Annotated in this window: 10 protein-coding genes; 3 read left to right on the top strand and 7 right to left on the bottom strand. The window is 64.4% G+C overall.

What is annotated here, in order from left to right; all coding sequences use genetic code 11:
• Together ABDZ98_RS02730 and ABDZ98_RS02735 are read right to left on the bottom strand one after the other, a co-directional pair.
• Positions 1-2334 (bottom strand): glycoside hydrolase family 3 N-terminal domain-containing protein, encoded by a 2334-nt coding sequence (locus ABDZ98_RS02730; RefSeq protein WP_160591053.1) that lies wholly within the window; start codon positions 2332-2334, stop codon positions 1-3.
• A 62-nt stretch (positions 2335-2396) separates the two neighbouring features.
• Positions 2397-4805, bottom strand: a complete 2409-nt coding sequence (locus tag ABDZ98_RS02735) for a glycoside hydrolase family 3 N-terminal domain-containing protein (RefSeq protein WP_160590336.1) — start codon at positions 4803-4805, stop codon at positions 2397-2399.
• 61 nt (positions 4806-4866) lie between these two features.
• Between ABDZ98_RS02735 and ABDZ98_RS02740 the strand changes: the two genes are divergently transcribed.
• The 3 genes from ABDZ98_RS02740 to ABDZ98_RS02750 are packed head-to-tail and all read left to right on the top strand — an operon-like array spanning position 4867 to position 9924.
• Positions 4867-6993 (top strand): alpha-glucuronidase, encoded by a 2127-nt coding sequence (locus ABDZ98_RS02740; protein ID WP_160590334.1) that lies wholly within the window; start codon positions 4867-4869, stop codon positions 6991-6993.
• Positions 6994-7038: 45 nt separating this feature from the next.
• A complete protein-coding gene (locus tag ABDZ98_RS02745; protein WP_160590332.1) occupies positions 7039-8139 on the top strand; it encodes a LacI family DNA-binding transcriptional regulator in 1101 nt (366 codons plus the stop codon).
• Positions 8140-8145: 6 nt separating this feature from the next.
• On the top strand, positions 8146-9924 hold the full coding sequence (locus ABDZ98_RS02750) for an IlvD/Edd family dehydratase (RefSeq protein WP_160590330.1): 1779 nt from the start codon (positions 8146-8148) through the stop codon (positions 9922-9924).
• Between the two features lie 9 nt (positions 9925-9933).
• On the opposite strand, the gene ABDZ98_RS02755 is transcribed toward ABDZ98_RS02750, so the two are convergent.
• From ABDZ98_RS02755 to xylB, 5 genes are read right to left on the bottom strand one after another with little or no spacing between them, the layout of a single operon-like run.
• Positions 9934-10812, bottom strand: coding sequence for an aldose 1-epimerase (locus ABDZ98_RS02755; RefSeq protein ID WP_237437414.1), 879 nt, complete (start codon positions 10810-10812; stop codon positions 9934-9936).
• The gene (locus ABDZ98_RS02760) at positions 10800-12167 is read right to left on the bottom strand and encodes a glycoside hydrolase 5 family protein (RefSeq protein ID WP_202385959.1); all 1368 of its coding nucleotides are present in this window, start codon (positions 12165-12167) and stop codon (positions 10800-10802) included. The genes ABDZ98_RS02755 and ABDZ98_RS02760 overlap by 13 nt, the downstream gene beginning before the upstream one ends.
• Entirely contained in the window at positions 12167-14071 is a 1905-nt protein-coding gene (locus tag ABDZ98_RS02765) for a sialate O-acetylesterase (protein ID WP_237437413.1), read from the bottom strand. Before ABDZ98_RS02765 ends, ABDZ98_RS02760 begins: the two co-directional genes overlap by 1 nt.
• Positions 14068-14952, bottom strand: a complete 885-nt coding sequence (locus ABDZ98_RS02770; protein WP_160590326.1) for an SMP-30/gluconolactonase/LRE family protein — start codon at positions 14950-14952, stop codon at positions 14068-14070. The genes ABDZ98_RS02765 and ABDZ98_RS02770 overlap by 4 nt, the downstream gene beginning before the upstream one ends.
• Entirely contained in the window at positions 14943-15728 is a 786-nt protein-coding gene (gene xylB / locus ABDZ98_RS02775; protein WP_160590324.1) for a D-xylose 1-dehydrogenase, read from the bottom strand. The genes ABDZ98_RS02770 and xylB overlap by 10 nt, the downstream gene beginning before the upstream one ends.

The raw sequence follows: 15728 nt of genomic DNA on the forward strand, positions 1-15728 counted from the left end.
TCAGATAACCTCGATCTGGGTGGAGTGCAGCCGGGCGCTGCTGCTGCCGGCCGAAAGAGTTACCGGCCCCGGCTCATTCACTTCTTCCATATCACTGTTCCAGAAGGCGAGCTGCTGCGGCGCAAGGGTGAAGCGCAAGGTGCGGCTTTCGCCCGCCTGCAAGGTCACCCGCCGGAAGCCCTTCAGTTCCAGCACCGGCCTGGTGACCGAAACCTCGCTGCGGGTGATATAAAGCTGCACCACTTCATCGCCCGCAGTTCTGCCGCTGTTGGTGATGTCCACTTCCACCTCGACGCTCTCATCAGCGGCGAAAGCCTGTTTGGCCACGCGCGGGGCGGAGATGGTGAAGTCGGTATAGGAAAGCCCGTGGCCAAAGGGGAACAAGGGCGCCGCGTCATCGAACAGATAGCCGCGGCGGGAGCTGGGCTTGCGGTTGTAGAACAGCGGGATCTGCCCGGCATTGCGCACCACGCTGACCGGCAGCTTGCCACCCGGATTGACCTGGCCGAGCAAGGCCTCCGCCATCGCCACGCCGCCTTCCTGCCCCGGATACCAGCACTCGAGCAGCGCATCGGCTTTCTCGACCACATTGGGCCAGCTGGGCGGACGGCCATTGATGGCGCACACCACCAGCGGCTTGCCCAGTGCGGCCAACGCATCGACCAGCGCGTTCTGCTCGCCGACGATATCGATCTGGGTGCGGTCACCCAGATGGTTGGCGGCAAAGCCTTCGCGGCTGGTCTGTTCGGTATCGCCGATGGCCACCACGATGGTGTCTGCGGTGCGCGCAACCGCAACAGCCTCGGCAATCAGGCGCAGGTTCCGCGCCCGGTCGGCCAGTTCGATAATGTCCTGTGATCGGTCTTCGCTGGTGGTGATGAACACGCCCTGCGCGGTGACGAAATCGGCAGTGGGCGCGACCTGTCGCAGCCCTTCGATCAGCGAAATCGTCTGCTTCGGTACGGAGGAATAGCCACCCAGCCGGGCAATCGCATGATTGGGTCCGATCACCGCCACGCGGCCCATGTTCGCCTGGTCCAGAGGCAGAGCGCCATTCCTGTTGGTCAGCAGGCAGATGCTCTTGCGCGCCGCTTCCAGAGCCAGCGCGCGCGCCTCCGCATTGCCGGTGATGCGCTGCGCCTTCTGCCAGTCGCCATAGGGATTTTCGAACAGGCCGGCGCGGAATTTGAATGTCAGCATGCGCGCGCAGGACCGGTCGATCAGCTCCACCGGAATGCGCCCGGCGTTCACCTCATCCTCCAGCAGCGCATAGGCGCGGCCTTCGGGCAGTTCGCTGTCGACACCGGCCAGCAGCGCCTGATGGGCTGCGTCGGCTTCATTCAGCGCCACATGGTGCAGCGTGGCGAGTTCATGCACGCCGCCGTAATCGGAGACGATCACCCCATCAAAGCCCCACTCGCCGCGCAAGATATCGCCCAGCAGCCAGGTGCTGGCGTGGCTGGGCACGCCGTCGATCTCATTATAGCTGGGCATGACCGCGCCGATGGAGGTGCGGCGCACCACTTCGCGGAAGGGCGGGAAGAAATTCTCGCGCAGTTCCCGCTCGGATATCTGCGCCGGGCTGATGTTGTTGCCCGCTTCGGGCTGGCCGTGGCCGGTCATGTGCTTCAGCGTGGCGAAAACCTTGTCCGCGCCCAGCTTCTCAGACTTGCCCGCGCCTTGCAGGCCTTCCACTGCGGCAACGCCCATTTCGCCGCACAGATAGGGGTCCTCACCCCAGGTTTCCTCAATCCGGCCCCAGCGCGGGTCACGCACGATATCCACCACGGGGGAGAGCACCAGCGGCACGCCGCGCGCGCGCACTTCGCGGGCGATCACGGACTGCACGCGGCGCATCAGGTCGGTATCGAAAGTGCCCGCCAGCGCGATGGCCTGCGGGAACATGGTCGCTTCCGTGGCCATGTAGCCATGCAGCGATTCCTCATGCAGCAGTACGGGAATGCCCAACCGCGTATCTTCCAGCGCCCAGCGTTGCAGCGCATTGATGAACTCCACCGTCTGGCGCGGAGTGCGCCAGCGCGCCGCCGTGCCGCCTGCCGCGCCCGATATGCCGGGCACGCCGCGCTTGTCGGACGGACGGGTGACATGGCCGATGCCATCGGGGAATGCGGCGCTGGCCTTGGCCGGATTGAAGGCCAGATCGTCGATCATATCGGCCTTGCCCTGCCAGGCGGTGCGTATCTGCTGGATCTTTTCGGCCAGTGTCATGCGCGCCAGCAGGTCTGCCACGCGCGCCGGAATGGGAGCGGCGGCATCCTTGTAGATCGGCGCGGAGCCTTGCGCGAAAGCCATTGGCGCATACGCCACCGCCATTGCCGAAAGGCTTCCGCCCGCCAGCAGCTTCAGTGTGCCGCGGCGACTGGCCAGACCGGCAATCACGGTGTCACCGTCAGCACGGTTTCAGTCACGTCGCGCGAATTGGGACCGGTCATGATGGTGAACGTCCCCGGCTCCACCACCTGCTCCATATCGCGGTTCCACAGCGCAAAGCTCTGCGGGCGGATGGCGATATCGACCATGCGCGTTTCGCCCGGATCAAGTGTGACGCGGGAAAAGCCGACCAGTTCCTTCACCGGCTGGGTGACGGTGCTGATATCGTCGCGCAGATAGACCTGCACCACTTCATCGCCCGCCATGCTGCCGGTGTTGGTCACCGGCACGCGCACGGTCACGCCCTGGCCTGCGGTGATGCTGCTGGCCGAAAGGATAGGCGCATCGAAGGCAAAGCTGGTGTAGGACAGACCATAGCCGAACGGATAAAGCGGGCTGACTTCGGAGAACAAATAGCCGCGCCGCGCGCTGGGCTTGTAGTTGTAGAACACCGGCAGCTGGCCCACATCGCGCGCCACGGTGACGGGCAGTTTGCCGCCCGGATTGATCCGCCCGAACAGCGCATCGGCAATGGCATGGCCCTGCTGCTCACCCGCATACCAGGTTTCCAGAATGGCATCGGCACCCTCGGCAACAGCGGGATAGCTGGGCGGGCGGCCGTTCACCAGTACCGCGACAATCGGCTTGCCCAGAGCCTTCAACGCAAGGAACAGATCGTTCTGCTGCCCCACCAGGTCCAGATCGGTGCGATCGCCCAGATGGCCATCGGCCCAGCCCTCGCGGCTGGTCTGTTCGGTATCGCCGATGAACAGCAATATGGTGTCGGCATCGCGTGCAGCCTCGACAGCCTCGGCAATGCGGGCGGCGTTTTCTGCCGGATCGGCCAGCGTCACCTCATCGGCCCACCAGTCATCATCCTCGGTAATCACCACGCCTTGCGCATGGACGATGTCGGCCCGGTTACCCACCAGTTCGCGAATGCCCGCCAGCGGAGACACGGTCGCGCGCGGAATGCCGTAATAGCCGCCCAGCCGCGCAACATCGGCATTGGGCCCGATAACCGCGATCGTGGGACGCTCCCCGCCGGCAGCGGGCAGGGCAAGCGGCAGCACGCCATCGTTCTTGAGCAATACCAGAGAGCTTTCCGCCGCGCGCCGCGCCAGGGCAATGCCCTCTGCGGTGTTGGACCGCTGCGCCGCTGCCAGATCGCCATAGGGATTTTCAAACAGGCCGGCATCGAACTTGATCGTCAATATGCGCGCTGCGGCCTGATCGATTGTAGCGATATCCACCGTGCCATCGGCCACGGATTGCGCCAGCGTGGAATAGGCCGCGCCCACGGGCAGATCGATATCCACCCCGGCCGCCAGCGCCATGCGCGCAGCGGTGGCAATATCGGGCGCGACATGGTGGATCTGCGCCATCTGTTCGATGGCATAATAATCGGAGACGACCGCGCCGCCAAAACCCCATTCGCCGCGCAATATATCGCCCAGCAGCCATTTGCTGGAATGCGAAGGCACGCCGTCAATTTCGTTGTAGCTGGCCATCACCGCGCCGATGGCCGTGCGGCGCACCACCTGCTCAAACGGCGGGAAGAACACCTCGCGCAAGGTGCGTTCGGACACTTGTGAGGGGCCGACATTGGTGCCGCTTTCGGGCTGGCCGTGGCCGGTCATGTGCTTGAGCGTGGCAAACACCTGCCCATCGCGCAGGCGGTGATCGCGGCCCGGACCCTGCAGACCCTCCACCGCGGCAACGCCCATCTCGCCAACCAGGAAGGGGTCCTCGCCAAAGGTTTCCTCAATCCGGCCCCAGCGCGGATCCAGCGCCACGTCCACCACCGGGGAAAGCACCAGATGCACGCCGCGCGCGCGCACTTCGCTGGCGATATAGTCATTCACGTCGCGCACCAGACCGGGGTCCCAGCTGGACGCCATGCCGATGGATTGCGGGAAGCTGGTGGCATTGAGTGCGGCCAGGCCGTGCAGCGATTCTTCATGGAACAGCACGGGAATGCCCAGCCGCGTGGAGGAGCGCGCCCAGTCCTGCACCGCATGCACATATGCGAGGCTGTCCTCGATTGAGCGCGGCGGATTTTCGCGCGGGCTGGTGGGGCCTGTCAGGTCAGACGGGCGGGCGATCATGCCGATGCCGTGCGGGCGCACGGCGCTGGCCCGGGCCGGGCTGAAGGCAAAATCCGCGTCCTGGATTTCCACCTTATTGTCCCAGATGGTGGTGATCTGGGCGATCTTCTCGTCCAGCGTCATCCGCGCCAGCAGGTCTGCCACGCGCTGATCGGTGGGCAGCGATGCATTCCAGTACGGCGCATCGGCCATGGGCCGCGCGACCTGATGTGAGGCGTCCTGCGCCATCGACTGGGTTGCTATCGGACCTGAAAGCGCCATGATACCGGCACTGGCGGCCAGGCTGGCGCGCAACAATTTGCGCATAAATAAATCCCTCTCCCGAGCGCCGCGACTTGACTGTGAGGCGTCTTGTGGTAGCGCTACCATGATGAGAGGGAGAGAGCTTGTCAACCGCCTTGCGACGGGTCTTGTGCTGCTTTGTGCCGCGCTCGCCCTTGCGCCTGCTGCACGGGCCGAGGATGGCTATGGCCTGTGGCTGCGTTATGCCCCGCTGGAGGGGGAAGCGCTGGAGCGGCTGGCGCGGTTTGACCCGGAGATTCGCATCAATGACCACGCCGGATATATTGACCCAACGCTAGCAGCTGCGGCCGACGAACTGGCGCGGGGAATTGTCTCGCTGCTCGGGGACCGCGCAAAAGCCAGGCCCAGTGGCAACGGGATCATTGAAGTAGCCTGCGAAGGCATGATGGACATGAATCCGGAGCGGTTCATTGTTACGCCTTTTCGCGAAGCCGGTCGCCGCGGCCTGCGCATTACCGGCGGCGATTATGGGGCCTGCATATACGGCGCTTTCGGTTTGCTGCGCGAGCTATCGCTGGGCCATGACCCGGCAAGCATAACGCTGGACGAGGCGCCCGCCATGCCGCTGCGCATGCTCAACCACTGGGACAATCCCGATGGCCATGTGGAGCGCGGATATGCCGGACGCTCGATCTTCGACTGGTGGCACCTGCCAGACCGGCTGGACCAGCGGATGATCGACTATGCCCGCGCCAATGCCAGCATCGGCATCAACGGCGTGGCGGTAAATAATGTGAATGCGCGCGCCTTCATGCTGGAACCGGACTATATCGCCAAGCTGGCGCGGCTGGCGGACGCATGGCGCCCTTATGGTATTCGTGTGTTCCTCTCTGCGCGCTTCAGTGCCCCTGTGGACATCTGCGGACTGGCCACCGCAGACCCGCTCGATCCAGCCGTGGCAGCGTGGTGGCAGGCCAAGGCGGACGAAATCTACGCCGCCATTCCCGATTTTGGCGGCTTTCTGGTCAAGGCCAATTCCGAAGGCCAGCCCGGCCCGCAGGACTATGGCCGCAGCCATGCCGACGGCGCCAACATGCTGGCCGCCGCGCTGGGCGACCGGGGCACGGTGATCTGGCGCGCCTTCGTCTATTCCGCCGATGACGAGACCGACCGGGCGATGCAGGCCTATAATGAATTCGTGCCGCTGGACGGGCAGTTTGCTGACAATGTGATCGTGCAGGTCAAGAACGGCCCGGTCGATTTCCAGCCGCGCGAACCTTTCCATCCGATGTTCGGGGCCATGCCGAATACGCATCTGATGCTGGAAGCGCAGGTGACCAAGGAATATCTCGGCTTTGCCAGCCATCTCGCCTTTCTCGCGCCCATGTGGGAGGAAGTGCTCGACGCGGACACCGGGCACGGTGGCACGGTAGTCCGGACTGTGGCGCAGGTCGTGGCGCCGGTGGGCATGGCGGGCGTGGCCAACACCGGGTCTGATCGCAACTGGACAGGATCGGACTTCGATCAGGCGAACTGGTATGCCTTCGGGCGGCTGGCGTGGAACCCGCAGCTGTCCAGCGATCAGATCGCGCGGGAATGGGCGGCGCAGACCTTCAGCCGCGATCCGCAATTCCTGGGTGCGGCGGTGCCGATGATGCTCGAAAGCCGCGAGGCGGTGGTCGATTACATGACCCCGCTCGGCCTCGCGCACCAGATGGCGACCGGCCACCACTACGGTCCCGGCCCCTGGGTGTGCGACCTGCCGCGCCCCGAATGGAACCCCTGCTATTACAGCCGCGCCGATGCGGAGGGGATCGGATTCGATCGTAGCGCAACGGGCAGCAATGCTCTCGGCCAATATGCGTCCGCCATCGCTGCGCGGTGGTCCGATCCCGAAACGATCGACCCGGCCTTGCTGCTGTGGTTCCACCATGTCGGCTGGAACCATCAGATGCGTTCCGGCCGGACGCTGTGGGAAGAACTTGTCTGGCATTACGACAGGGGTGCCGCGAAGGTCGATACGATGGCCGAAACATGGTCCACCCTCTCCGAATATGTCGATGAAGAGCGCTTCCGCGCAGTGTCGGAAATGCTCGCCATTCAGCAGCGTGAGGCGCGCTGGTGGCGCGATGCCTCGCTGGCTTACTGGCAGTCTGTGAACGGGCTGAGCCTGCCCGCAGGCGCAGAGCCACCGGCCCATCCGCTGGACTATTATCGCGGCCTCGAATTTCCGGAGGCACCGGGTCAATGATCGGATACTTGCCGTTCCTGCAACGGGCGGTCTATGGCCTGAATTATGGCTGAAACCGGACCGAGCAAAACAGCGCGTAACGCACGGGGAGGCCGCCGCCGCAATGGTGCGCCAACCATCGCCGATGTCGCGCGTGAGGCGCACTGCTCACCCATGACGGTGAGCCGCGTCATCAATGACGAGGGCAATGTGCGCGATGCGACGCGCGAACAGGTGCTGGAGGCGATTGCCCGGCTCAATTATTCGCCCAACCGCGCGGCGCGCAGCCTGGCAGGCGGAGAGCAGGCGCGCATCGCGCTGCTGTTCGATAATCCTTCCGCCTCCTATCTCAGCGAATTCCTGATGGGCGCGCTGGAAGAGGCGAGCAAACGCGACATTCAGCTGGTGGTGCAGAGCTGCGATAATGTCACCGATGCCAAGCACCTGATGCGCAGCCTGTCGGAAGGCGGGATCAGGGGCTTCATCCTGCCGCCGCCGCTGTGCGACGATCAGAGCGTTCTCGATCTGGTGGCAGAACTGGATGGCATTGCCGTGGCCGTGGGGCCGGGCAAGGCAACGGGCACGCAAGGCGCCGTGCTGATCGACGATTACCAGGCCGCCTATGACATGACCAAGCACATCATCGGCCTGGGGCATGAGCGGATCGGCTTCATCATCGGCAATCCCGAACAGGTGGCGGCCGACAGGCGCCTCAACGGCTATCTTGCCGCCATGCGCGATGCCGGGCTGGAAACCCCGCAGGAACTGATCGTGCAGGGCCGTTTCACATACCGGTCAGGCATGCAGGGCGCAGAAAAGCTGCTGTCCGTGGAGCCAAGGCCCACCGCCATCTTCGCTTCCAATGACGATATGGCCGCAGCCACCGTGGCCGTGGCGCACAGGCGGCATCTGGATGTGCCCAACGATATCACCGTGTGCGGATTCGACGATACCGACATGGCCAGCTCGATCTGGCCGGAGCTCACCACCATTCGTCAGCCGATCCGGGAAATGACCGCTTGGGCAGTTGAAGCGATCATGCGGATCCTGCGCAGCAAGCGCGCGGGGGACCGCATCAAGGCGGAGCAAAAGACGCTGCCCTACACGCTGGTGCGGCGTGAATCCGATGCCGCCCCCTCGCTCGCATCGCGCGGCCAGCGCGCCTGACATGACATGACCGACCAGAAACGCCGCCTGCGATCAAGGGACTGGTTCGACAATCCCGAGCGGATGGACATGACCGCGCTCTATCTTGAGCGCTTCATGAATTACGGCGTTACGCCGGAGGAACTGCGCAGCGGCAAGCCGATCATCGGCATCGCACAAAGCGGCAGTGACCTGTCGCCCTGCAACCGCATCCACATCGATCTCGCCAGGCGCACGCGCGACGGCATCCGCGATGCGGGCGGCATCCCTATCGAATTCCCGGTGCACCCGATCTTCGAGAATTGCCGCAGGCCGACCGCCGCGCTCGATCGCAACCTGCTGTATCTGGGGCTGGTCGAACTGCTCAATGGCTATCCGATCGATGGCGTGGTGCTGACAACGGGGTGTGACAAGACCACGCCCAGCCAGATCATGGCGGCCAGCACGGTGGATATTCCCGCCATCGTCCTTTCGGGCGGGCCGATGCTGGATGGCTGGCATGAAGGCGAGCTGGTCGGATCGGGTACGGTCATCTGGCGCAGCCGCCGCAAGCTGGCGGCGGGCGAGATAGACGAGGAGGAATTCCTCCGCCGCGCCACCTCCAGCGCGCCCAGCGCCGGCCATTGCAATTCGATGGGCACGGCCAGCACGATGAATGCGGTGGCCGAGGCGATTGGCCTGTCGCTCACCGGCTGCGCAGCGATCCCCGCGCCATATCGGGAGCGCGGGCAGATGGCCTATCGCACCGGGCGGCGGATTGTCGAAATGGTGCATGAGGACCTGTGTCCCAGCCGTATCCTGACGCGCGAGGCCTTCCTCAATGCCATCGCCGTGGTCAGCGCCTGTGGCGGGTCTTCCAATGCCCAGCCGCATATTCAGGCGATGGCCGCCCATGCCGGTGTCGAACTGGAAGGCGCGGCGTGGCAGGATCATGGTTATGACCTGCCGCTGCTGCTCAACATGCAGCCTGCGGGCAAATACCTGGGTGAGCGTTTCCACCGCGCGGGCGGCGTGCCCGCGGTGATGTGGGAATTGTTGCAGGCGGGCAAATTGCACGGCTCCAGCCTGACCTGCACCGGCGCGACACTGGAGGAGAACCTCGCGGGCCGCGAAAGCAATGACCGCGAGATGATCCGCCCTTTTGCCGATCCGCTGATGGACAAGGCCGGATTCCTGGTGCTGAGCGGCAATCTGTTCGATTTCGGCATCTTGAAAACTTCCGTCATCTCGGATGAATTCCGCGCCCGCTACCTCTCACGCCCCGGGCAGGAAGGCGTGTTTGAATCGCGCGCCGTGGTGTTTGACGGGTCCGATGATTACCACCACCGCATCAACGATCCCGCGCTGGAGATTGACGACAATTGCATCCTCGTGATCCGCGGGGCGGGCGTGATCGGCTGGCCGGGCAGTGCCGAGGTGGTCAATATGCAGCCGCCAGATGCGCTGATCCGTGCGGGCAAGACATGTCTGCCAACGCTGGGCGACGGGCGGCAATCGGGCACCAGCGACAGCCCCTCCATCCTCAACTGCTCGCCCGAAAGCGCGGCGGGCGGCGGATTGTCATGGCTGCGCACGGGCGATCTGATCCGGGTGGACCTGAACGCGGGCACCTGCAACGCGCTGGTGGAAGATGCGGAGATCGCACGGCGCAAGGCCGAGGACCCCGCTCCGCCGGTGCCTGAAAGCAATACGCCGTGGGAAGAGATTTTCCGCGAGAAGACCGGCCAGCTGGGTGAGGGCGGCGTGATGGACTTCGCGCTCAAATATCGCGGCACTTCCAAAAAGCTGCCGCGCCATAATCACTAGACTGGCGCGTCAGGCGTCAGCGCCGATCCACAATTGCAGCGTTGCCGAGCAGGCTGGCGGCAGGGCGGTGATGCCGCCGGGGTCCTGATTCAACGCATCGGGCGCATGGCTGACCGGCTCCAGACACAGGGCGCTGCCATCGGCGGGGGCATAAAGATGCAGGAACGGCGCGCCGCGCGCGGCCAGCGTGATCGTGCCCAGATCGTCGGTGATCACCGCAGAACCGTTCCAGCCTGAAAAGCAGTGGTCGATGGTGCTTGCGGGCAGGGCGCTGCCATTCTCCCAGTCACCATACAGCGCGGGCGGGGCGATCTCCCCGGTCGGGATCAGCGCATCGTCCACCATCAGCATGCCGTCTGCATGGAACTGCACGCGGCTTCCCGCGCGGCGACGGAAGTAGGGATGCAGGCCAAGCCCGGCAGGCATGGGAATATTGGAGCGATTGGTCAGCGTCAGGCTGATCGCGCAGCCTTTTGGCCCCAGCCGGATGCGCTGTTCCGCCTCATAGGCCCACGGCCATTGATCCGACTGCCCATTCCACCGGGCCGGTCCTGAACCGGCGTGATTGTGGACCATGGCGATCTTGAAGTCGCGCCCGCCGGTAACCTGCCATTCCTCCTGCCAGCCAAGGCCGTGCAGGCTGCTGGTTTCTGGCATGAAATTATGCGGCAATTGCACCGCCTGCTCCTGCCATTCGAAGGCGGCATCGCGGATGCGGTTGCAATAGGGGACGAGCGGGAAGCAGGCGGCTTGCAGCACATCGCCCGATTGCGGCGGCATGGTGCGCAAGATATCCACGCCGCGAAAACTGAGGTGGCTCAAGGCGCCGCCGACAGCGGGCAGCACTCCTGCTTGCCAGTCACCAGCGCGCAGTGTCAGGCCGGGCATGGCTCCGTCAGGCCGCGGCATTTGGCGCGCACATGGTCACGGATAAGGCCGAGCATGGCGGCATCGCTGTCAAAATTGCCATACCAGCCCTGCGGTTCATGCGGCGGATCGCCCATGTAGGCGCGGTCGCCATCGCGGAAATGGAAGTCCGGATGGGCGGCGCGCGCTTCTCCGTTCCAGGCCCAGAAATTGCTGCCCTGCAAAGGGCCGCCATCGCGCCAGCTTGCTTCCACCGCATCATAGATGGTGCGATAATAGAGCTGGCGGAAATTGGTAGTCGCTTCGGGCGAATAGGCCTCACCGTCGCGGGGAAAGCCGAACTCCTCCACCAGCAGCGGCTTGTTCAGACCGGTGGCAATGCTGGTGTGCGTGGCGAGATAGGCGCTCACCAGTTCCTGCGCGGCAGGCCATGTGCCCGCCAGATCATCGCCCGAAACCCAGCCCCAGTTGAGCGGCCAGATATGCGCGGTGACATAATCGATCTGCGCATGCGCCAGTGCCACCAGCTCCTCACTGCCATTGGTCGCCTGCGTCCCCTCCTGCCCCAGTGACACGAGGTGATTGGCATCGAGCGAGCGGATCAGTTCGGCAGTGCCGGAAATCCACGCCAGATAGGCCTCGCCATTCCTGGCGATAGCCGCATCGCTGCCGCCGGGGCGCGGTTCATTGGCAAGCTGCCAGCTCATGATCGCAGGGTCATCGGCATAGGTGGTGCCGGTGATGGAATTGGTGCGGCTGACCATGTCGCGCAGATGCGCGTGATACAGCGCCACCGCGTCTGCATTGGCGTAAAACTCCGCAGTGGCATCGGCAAATTCGGGCCACGGATGGGCCGGATCGCCCATGTCCATATACTGCCCCGTCACGCGCTGAAGCAGCGTTTGCAGTCCGCCCGACCATTCCCAGAAATTGGACAGCACCAGCACCGCCGTCATGTCCCGCTTGGCAATTTCCGCCATCGCGAAATCCAGTCCTTCGAACATCGCCACATTGGCGCTGCCGTCAGGATGGGTGAAGCCGGGCTTGATGGAATTGTTGAGCGGGCCTTCCTCGGCTGCGGCCATGATGCGCAGATTGTTGATGCCCAGCGCCTGCAACCGGTCCAGCTCACGCATCAGCCGTGCGCGGTCTCCGTAATCGGCATCGGCACCCAGCCATGCGGCATACCACAGATTGGCGCCGACGATGCGATAAGGCTCGCCCCCGCGCAGCAGGCGCTGGCCGTCCACGGTGATGAAATCGGCGGCGGCGGCGGAGCTCTCATCCGCTGCCATGCAGCCGACCAGTCCCAGCGGCAGTGTCAGCGCCAGAGCGCCGGTGGCAGTACCGGCCAGAAGCCTGCGCCGGTCCATCATCACTGGACGATCTCCAATTCGAAGGCGGGCACGGCAATGTCCCGCGCATCGTACAGATTGACCACGGGCGCATCGGCCCAGCCATGACGAACGCGGGTGGCGGGAAGTCCATCGGCGCTGATCAGCAGCTGGTTGCCGTGCGGGCGGGCCAGCACGAAGCGGCAGGTTTCCTGACTATCCCCGCACAGTTCCACGCCCAGCGGAAAGGGGCCGCTATAGGCTTGCAGGCCGCCTACCACACCGCTGAATGTCACCGTGATGCTGTCACCATCAAGGGCGGCGCTTTCGGGCTGCGGCAGGGCCACGCCCTCGGCCGCCAGCGCCATGCGCAGGCCCAGCACATTCTTGTTGGCCGGGTGAATATCCGAAGGCTCGCCCAGATCGATGGCGGTCACCAGCGCGGCATTGCCATCGGCCAGAACGGCCTGGCGCTGTTCCTCGCGCAGGTCTGCCCAGCCGGACGCGACCGGCTGGCTGGTGCGCGTGCCGTAATCGGCCAGTTGCACCACCAGCATGCGCGCCTGATCGCCGAACTGGCCGCGCCATCCGTCAAACAGCGCGTGCAGCTTGTCCGCATATCCTGCCGGGCCGACATCGCTCTCACCCTGATACCAGGCGACGCCTGCCAGCCGCATGGGGCCAAGCGGGGCGATCATGTAATTGTGCATCACGCCAAGTCCGGCGATGCCATCCCATGGCGCGCGCGGCGGCATGTCCGCAATGGCGCCGATGGAATATTCCCAGTCAGCCCCCAGCGGGACCGTGTCACCGCCTGCGCTTGCAAAGAACAGCCGCTCCGGCCCGGCGAAAAATCCGCCCGTGTCCCAGTTGTTGCTGGCCACGATCAGCACTTCATTCTCGCCTTCGTGCAGATATTCCGCCGGCACGCGGTAATTCCGCTCGACACCCCAGCCGAACGTGTAACCGACCGGGTGGCCGTTGACCCATGTCAGGTCGAGATCGTCGATCGCGCCGATGGACAAGGTGCCTTCGCCGCGCGCCTGCTCTGCCGTGAGGGTGAAGCTCTGGCGTAGCCAGACATTGGCGGCGGGCTGGGTGTCCAGCCCCGTGCCGCGCCATTCATTCCAGAAGGAGAATTTGGGGATGTCGGCCCATTCCAGCATGTCCGGATTGGTCCACGGTTCATTGCCATTGTCATTGGCGCGCCACCAGTCATACCATTGCGGCACGAAGGCCTGCGCGGCGGCCAGCGGATCATGATCATACAGTTGCAGCTGATCCAGCGCGGCCTGGCCAAACATCGTTCGCACATGATCGGGGCTGAGCCATGAACTGGCGGCAGACCCGCCCCAGTTCGAATGGATCAGGCCAACCGGCACGCCATTATCGGCGCGCAGCTTCTTGGCCATGTAGAAGCAGGCGGCGGAGAAAGGCTCGACCGTTTCTGGCGTGGCGGCATGCCATGCGGCTGGCTCGCCAAATTCGCGGCGCGGGGCTGCGGCGGTGAACTTGGGCACCATCAGCAGACGCATGTTCTCATCGGGAGAGAGGCGTAGCTCATTATAACTGTTGAGCGCGCGGGCGACCGAAAGCTCCATGTTGGACTGGCCCGAACACAGCCAGACATCGCCGATCAGTATATCGCCAATCGCAGTTTCGCCGCTGGCATCGCGCAAAGTCAGCGTGAGCGGATCTGTGCTGCCTTCGCGGGCGGAGAAGGTGAGGCGGAACACGCCTTGGAAATCGGCCCGCGTACGCTGCGTTTCACCGTCCAGAGTGCCGGTGACCTGTGCCCCGCCCCCGGCAGTGCCTTCAATCATGATCGGCTGTCCGCGTTGCAGCACCATGTGATCGCCATAAGCAGCACCCGGCTGCGGAGCGGCATGGGCGGCACCTGCTGCAAGCATAGCGGCCAGCGCGGCGGATGCGGCCAGATATCTCATCCCAGTTTCACCGCAGCGGCGGCGAAACCGGCCACCGGCGCATCGAATGCGAACAGGCTTCCTGCCAGCGGGTATTGCTGCATGTCGGCTTCCTCCATGTTCTTGGTTGCCGTGGTGACATAGGCGGTGCGCAGGTCCGGCCCGCCAAAGCCCATCTTGGTGATGTCGCGCGCGGGCATTTCAATCTGGTCCACCAGTTCGCCATCGGGAGAAAAGCGCGCCACGTGCGATCCCAGATAAAGCCCGGTCCACACGTGGTCCTCGGCATCTACGACCGGCCCATCGGGATAGGCATCGGGGAACAGCGCGCCAGTATCGGCAAAGGGCCGCGCCTCGCCCACGCCATCGCGCGAAAGGTCTGCCACCATGATCTTCTGCGCGGTGGTATCGGTGAAATAGATCCGGTCGCCAGAGGGGCTGACGGCGGGGCCGTTGGTGATGGTGATGCCACCGGGCCCGGCGGCGCGGATATTGCCGCGATCGAAGACATAGAAGCGGCCAGAGGCCTGCTGCTCGCTATCATCCATCGATCCGAACCACACGCGGCCCCACGGATCGGTGCAGGCATCGTTGAGCCGATTTCCGGCAGGTTCCCCCGGCACGTCCATCAGCTTGTCAAAGCGCTGGCTGGTGGGATCGAAAGTGTACAGGCCATCCTGCAAACCGCACAGCAGCAGGCCGCCCTCTGCCGGCAAGGCCCAGCCGATCTGGCCCGGTGCCACCGCCATGGCATTGCTGCCATTGGCCGGATCGAAATGCCACAGCCGGTGCTGCTTGATGTCGACGAACCATACGATCTGGCGCGCGGCGTCCCATACAACGCCTTCACCCAGCTTGCTGCCCGCATCCAGGACAGCGCGAACAGGGGTGGTTACCGCCATCCGGCATCCACCCAGTAATTATGCGCGGTGCAGAAGCGGGCGTCATCGGACGCCAGGAACAACGCCATGGCGGCGATATCCACCGGCTGGATACGGCCATCCAGGCATTGTGCCGCCACAATCTCTGCCTCGCCTTCGGGCGAATACCATTTCATCTGCCGCGGCGTTTGCACATTGCCGGGGATGATCGCATTGACGCGGATATTGTCGCGCCCCAGCTCGCGCGCCAGACTGCGGGTCAGCCCCTCGATCGCGGCCTTGGCGGTCTGGTAAATGGTCAGGCTCTCCAACCCCAGGTGCCAGCTGATCGATCCCAGATTGATGATGCTGCCGCCGCCCGCCGCGCGCATGGCGGGTGCCACCGTCTTGGCGGCGAAGAACTGATGCTTGAGGTTCACCCCCATGCGATCATCCCAATATTCGGGCGTGACGTCGGCAATCTCGTGCCGGTCATCGTTGGCGGCATTGTTGACCAGCACATCGCAGCCGCCAAGCCGCGAGATCAGATCGGTTATGCGGGCTTCGTAGTCGGCGCAGTCGGTAACGTCGCAATGGGCATAGACCGGCGGGATTGCCGCATCGGCCATGCGCGCAACCAGCGCCTCGCTCGGCTGGTCCTGCACATCCACGAAGGCGACAGCGGCGCCCTGGCGCACAAAGCCTTCGACGATGCCTTCGCCAATGCCCGAACCGCCGCCACTTACGATAATCTTCTTCCCGGCCAGACTGGGGTAGATCGCCCCTTGTACCACTGGCTGTAAAACCCCCTGTGCCAT

The sequence above is a fragment of the Alteraurantiacibacter aestuarii genome, from assembly GCF_039523595.1.
Taxonomy (GTDB): domain Bacteria; phylum Pseudomonadota; class Alphaproteobacteria; order Sphingomonadales; family Sphingomonadaceae; genus Alteraurantiacibacter; species Alteraurantiacibacter aestuarii.

Excerpts from the sequence above, each read along its gene's own strand:
- ABDZ98_RS02730 (WP_160591053.1), bottom strand. The coding sequence starts at position 2,334 with ATGGCGGTGGCGTATGCGCCAATGGCTTTCGCGCAAGGCTCCGCGCCG.
- ABDZ98_RS02735 (WP_160590336.1), bottom strand. The coding sequence starts at position 4,805 with ATGCGCAAATTGTTGCGCGCCAGCCTGGCCGCCAGTGCCGGTATCATG.
- ABDZ98_RS02740 (WP_160590334.1), top strand. The coding sequence starts at position 4,867 with ATGATGAGAGGGAGAGAGCTTGTCAACCGCCTTGCGACGGGTCTTGTG.
- ABDZ98_RS02745 (WP_160590332.1), top strand. The coding sequence starts at position 7,039 with ATGGCTGAAACCGGACCGAGCAAAACAGCGCGTAACGCACGGGGAGGC.
- ABDZ98_RS02750 (WP_160590330.1), top strand. The coding sequence starts at position 8,146 with ATGACCGACCAGAAACGCCGCCTGCGATCAAGGGACTGGTTCGACAAT.
- ABDZ98_RS02755 (WP_237437414.1), bottom strand. The coding sequence starts at position 10,812 with ATGCCCGGCCTGACACTGCGCGCTGGTGACTGGCAAGCAGGAGTGCTG.
- ABDZ98_RS02760 (WP_202385959.1), bottom strand. The coding sequence starts at position 12,167 with ATGATGGACCGGCGCAGGCTTCTGGCCGGTACTGCCACCGGCGCTCTG.
- ABDZ98_RS02765 (WP_237437413.1), bottom strand. The coding sequence starts at position 14,071 with ATGAGATATCTGGCCGCATCCGCCGCGCTGGCCGCTATGCTTGCAGCA.
- ABDZ98_RS02770 (WP_160590326.1), bottom strand. The coding sequence starts at position 14,952 with ATGGCGGTAACCACCCCTGTTCGCGCTGTCCTGGATGCGGGCAGCAAG.
- xylB (WP_160590324.1), bottom strand. The coding sequence starts at position 15,728 with ATGGCACAGGGGGTTTTACAGCCAGTGGTACAAGGGGCGATCTACCCC.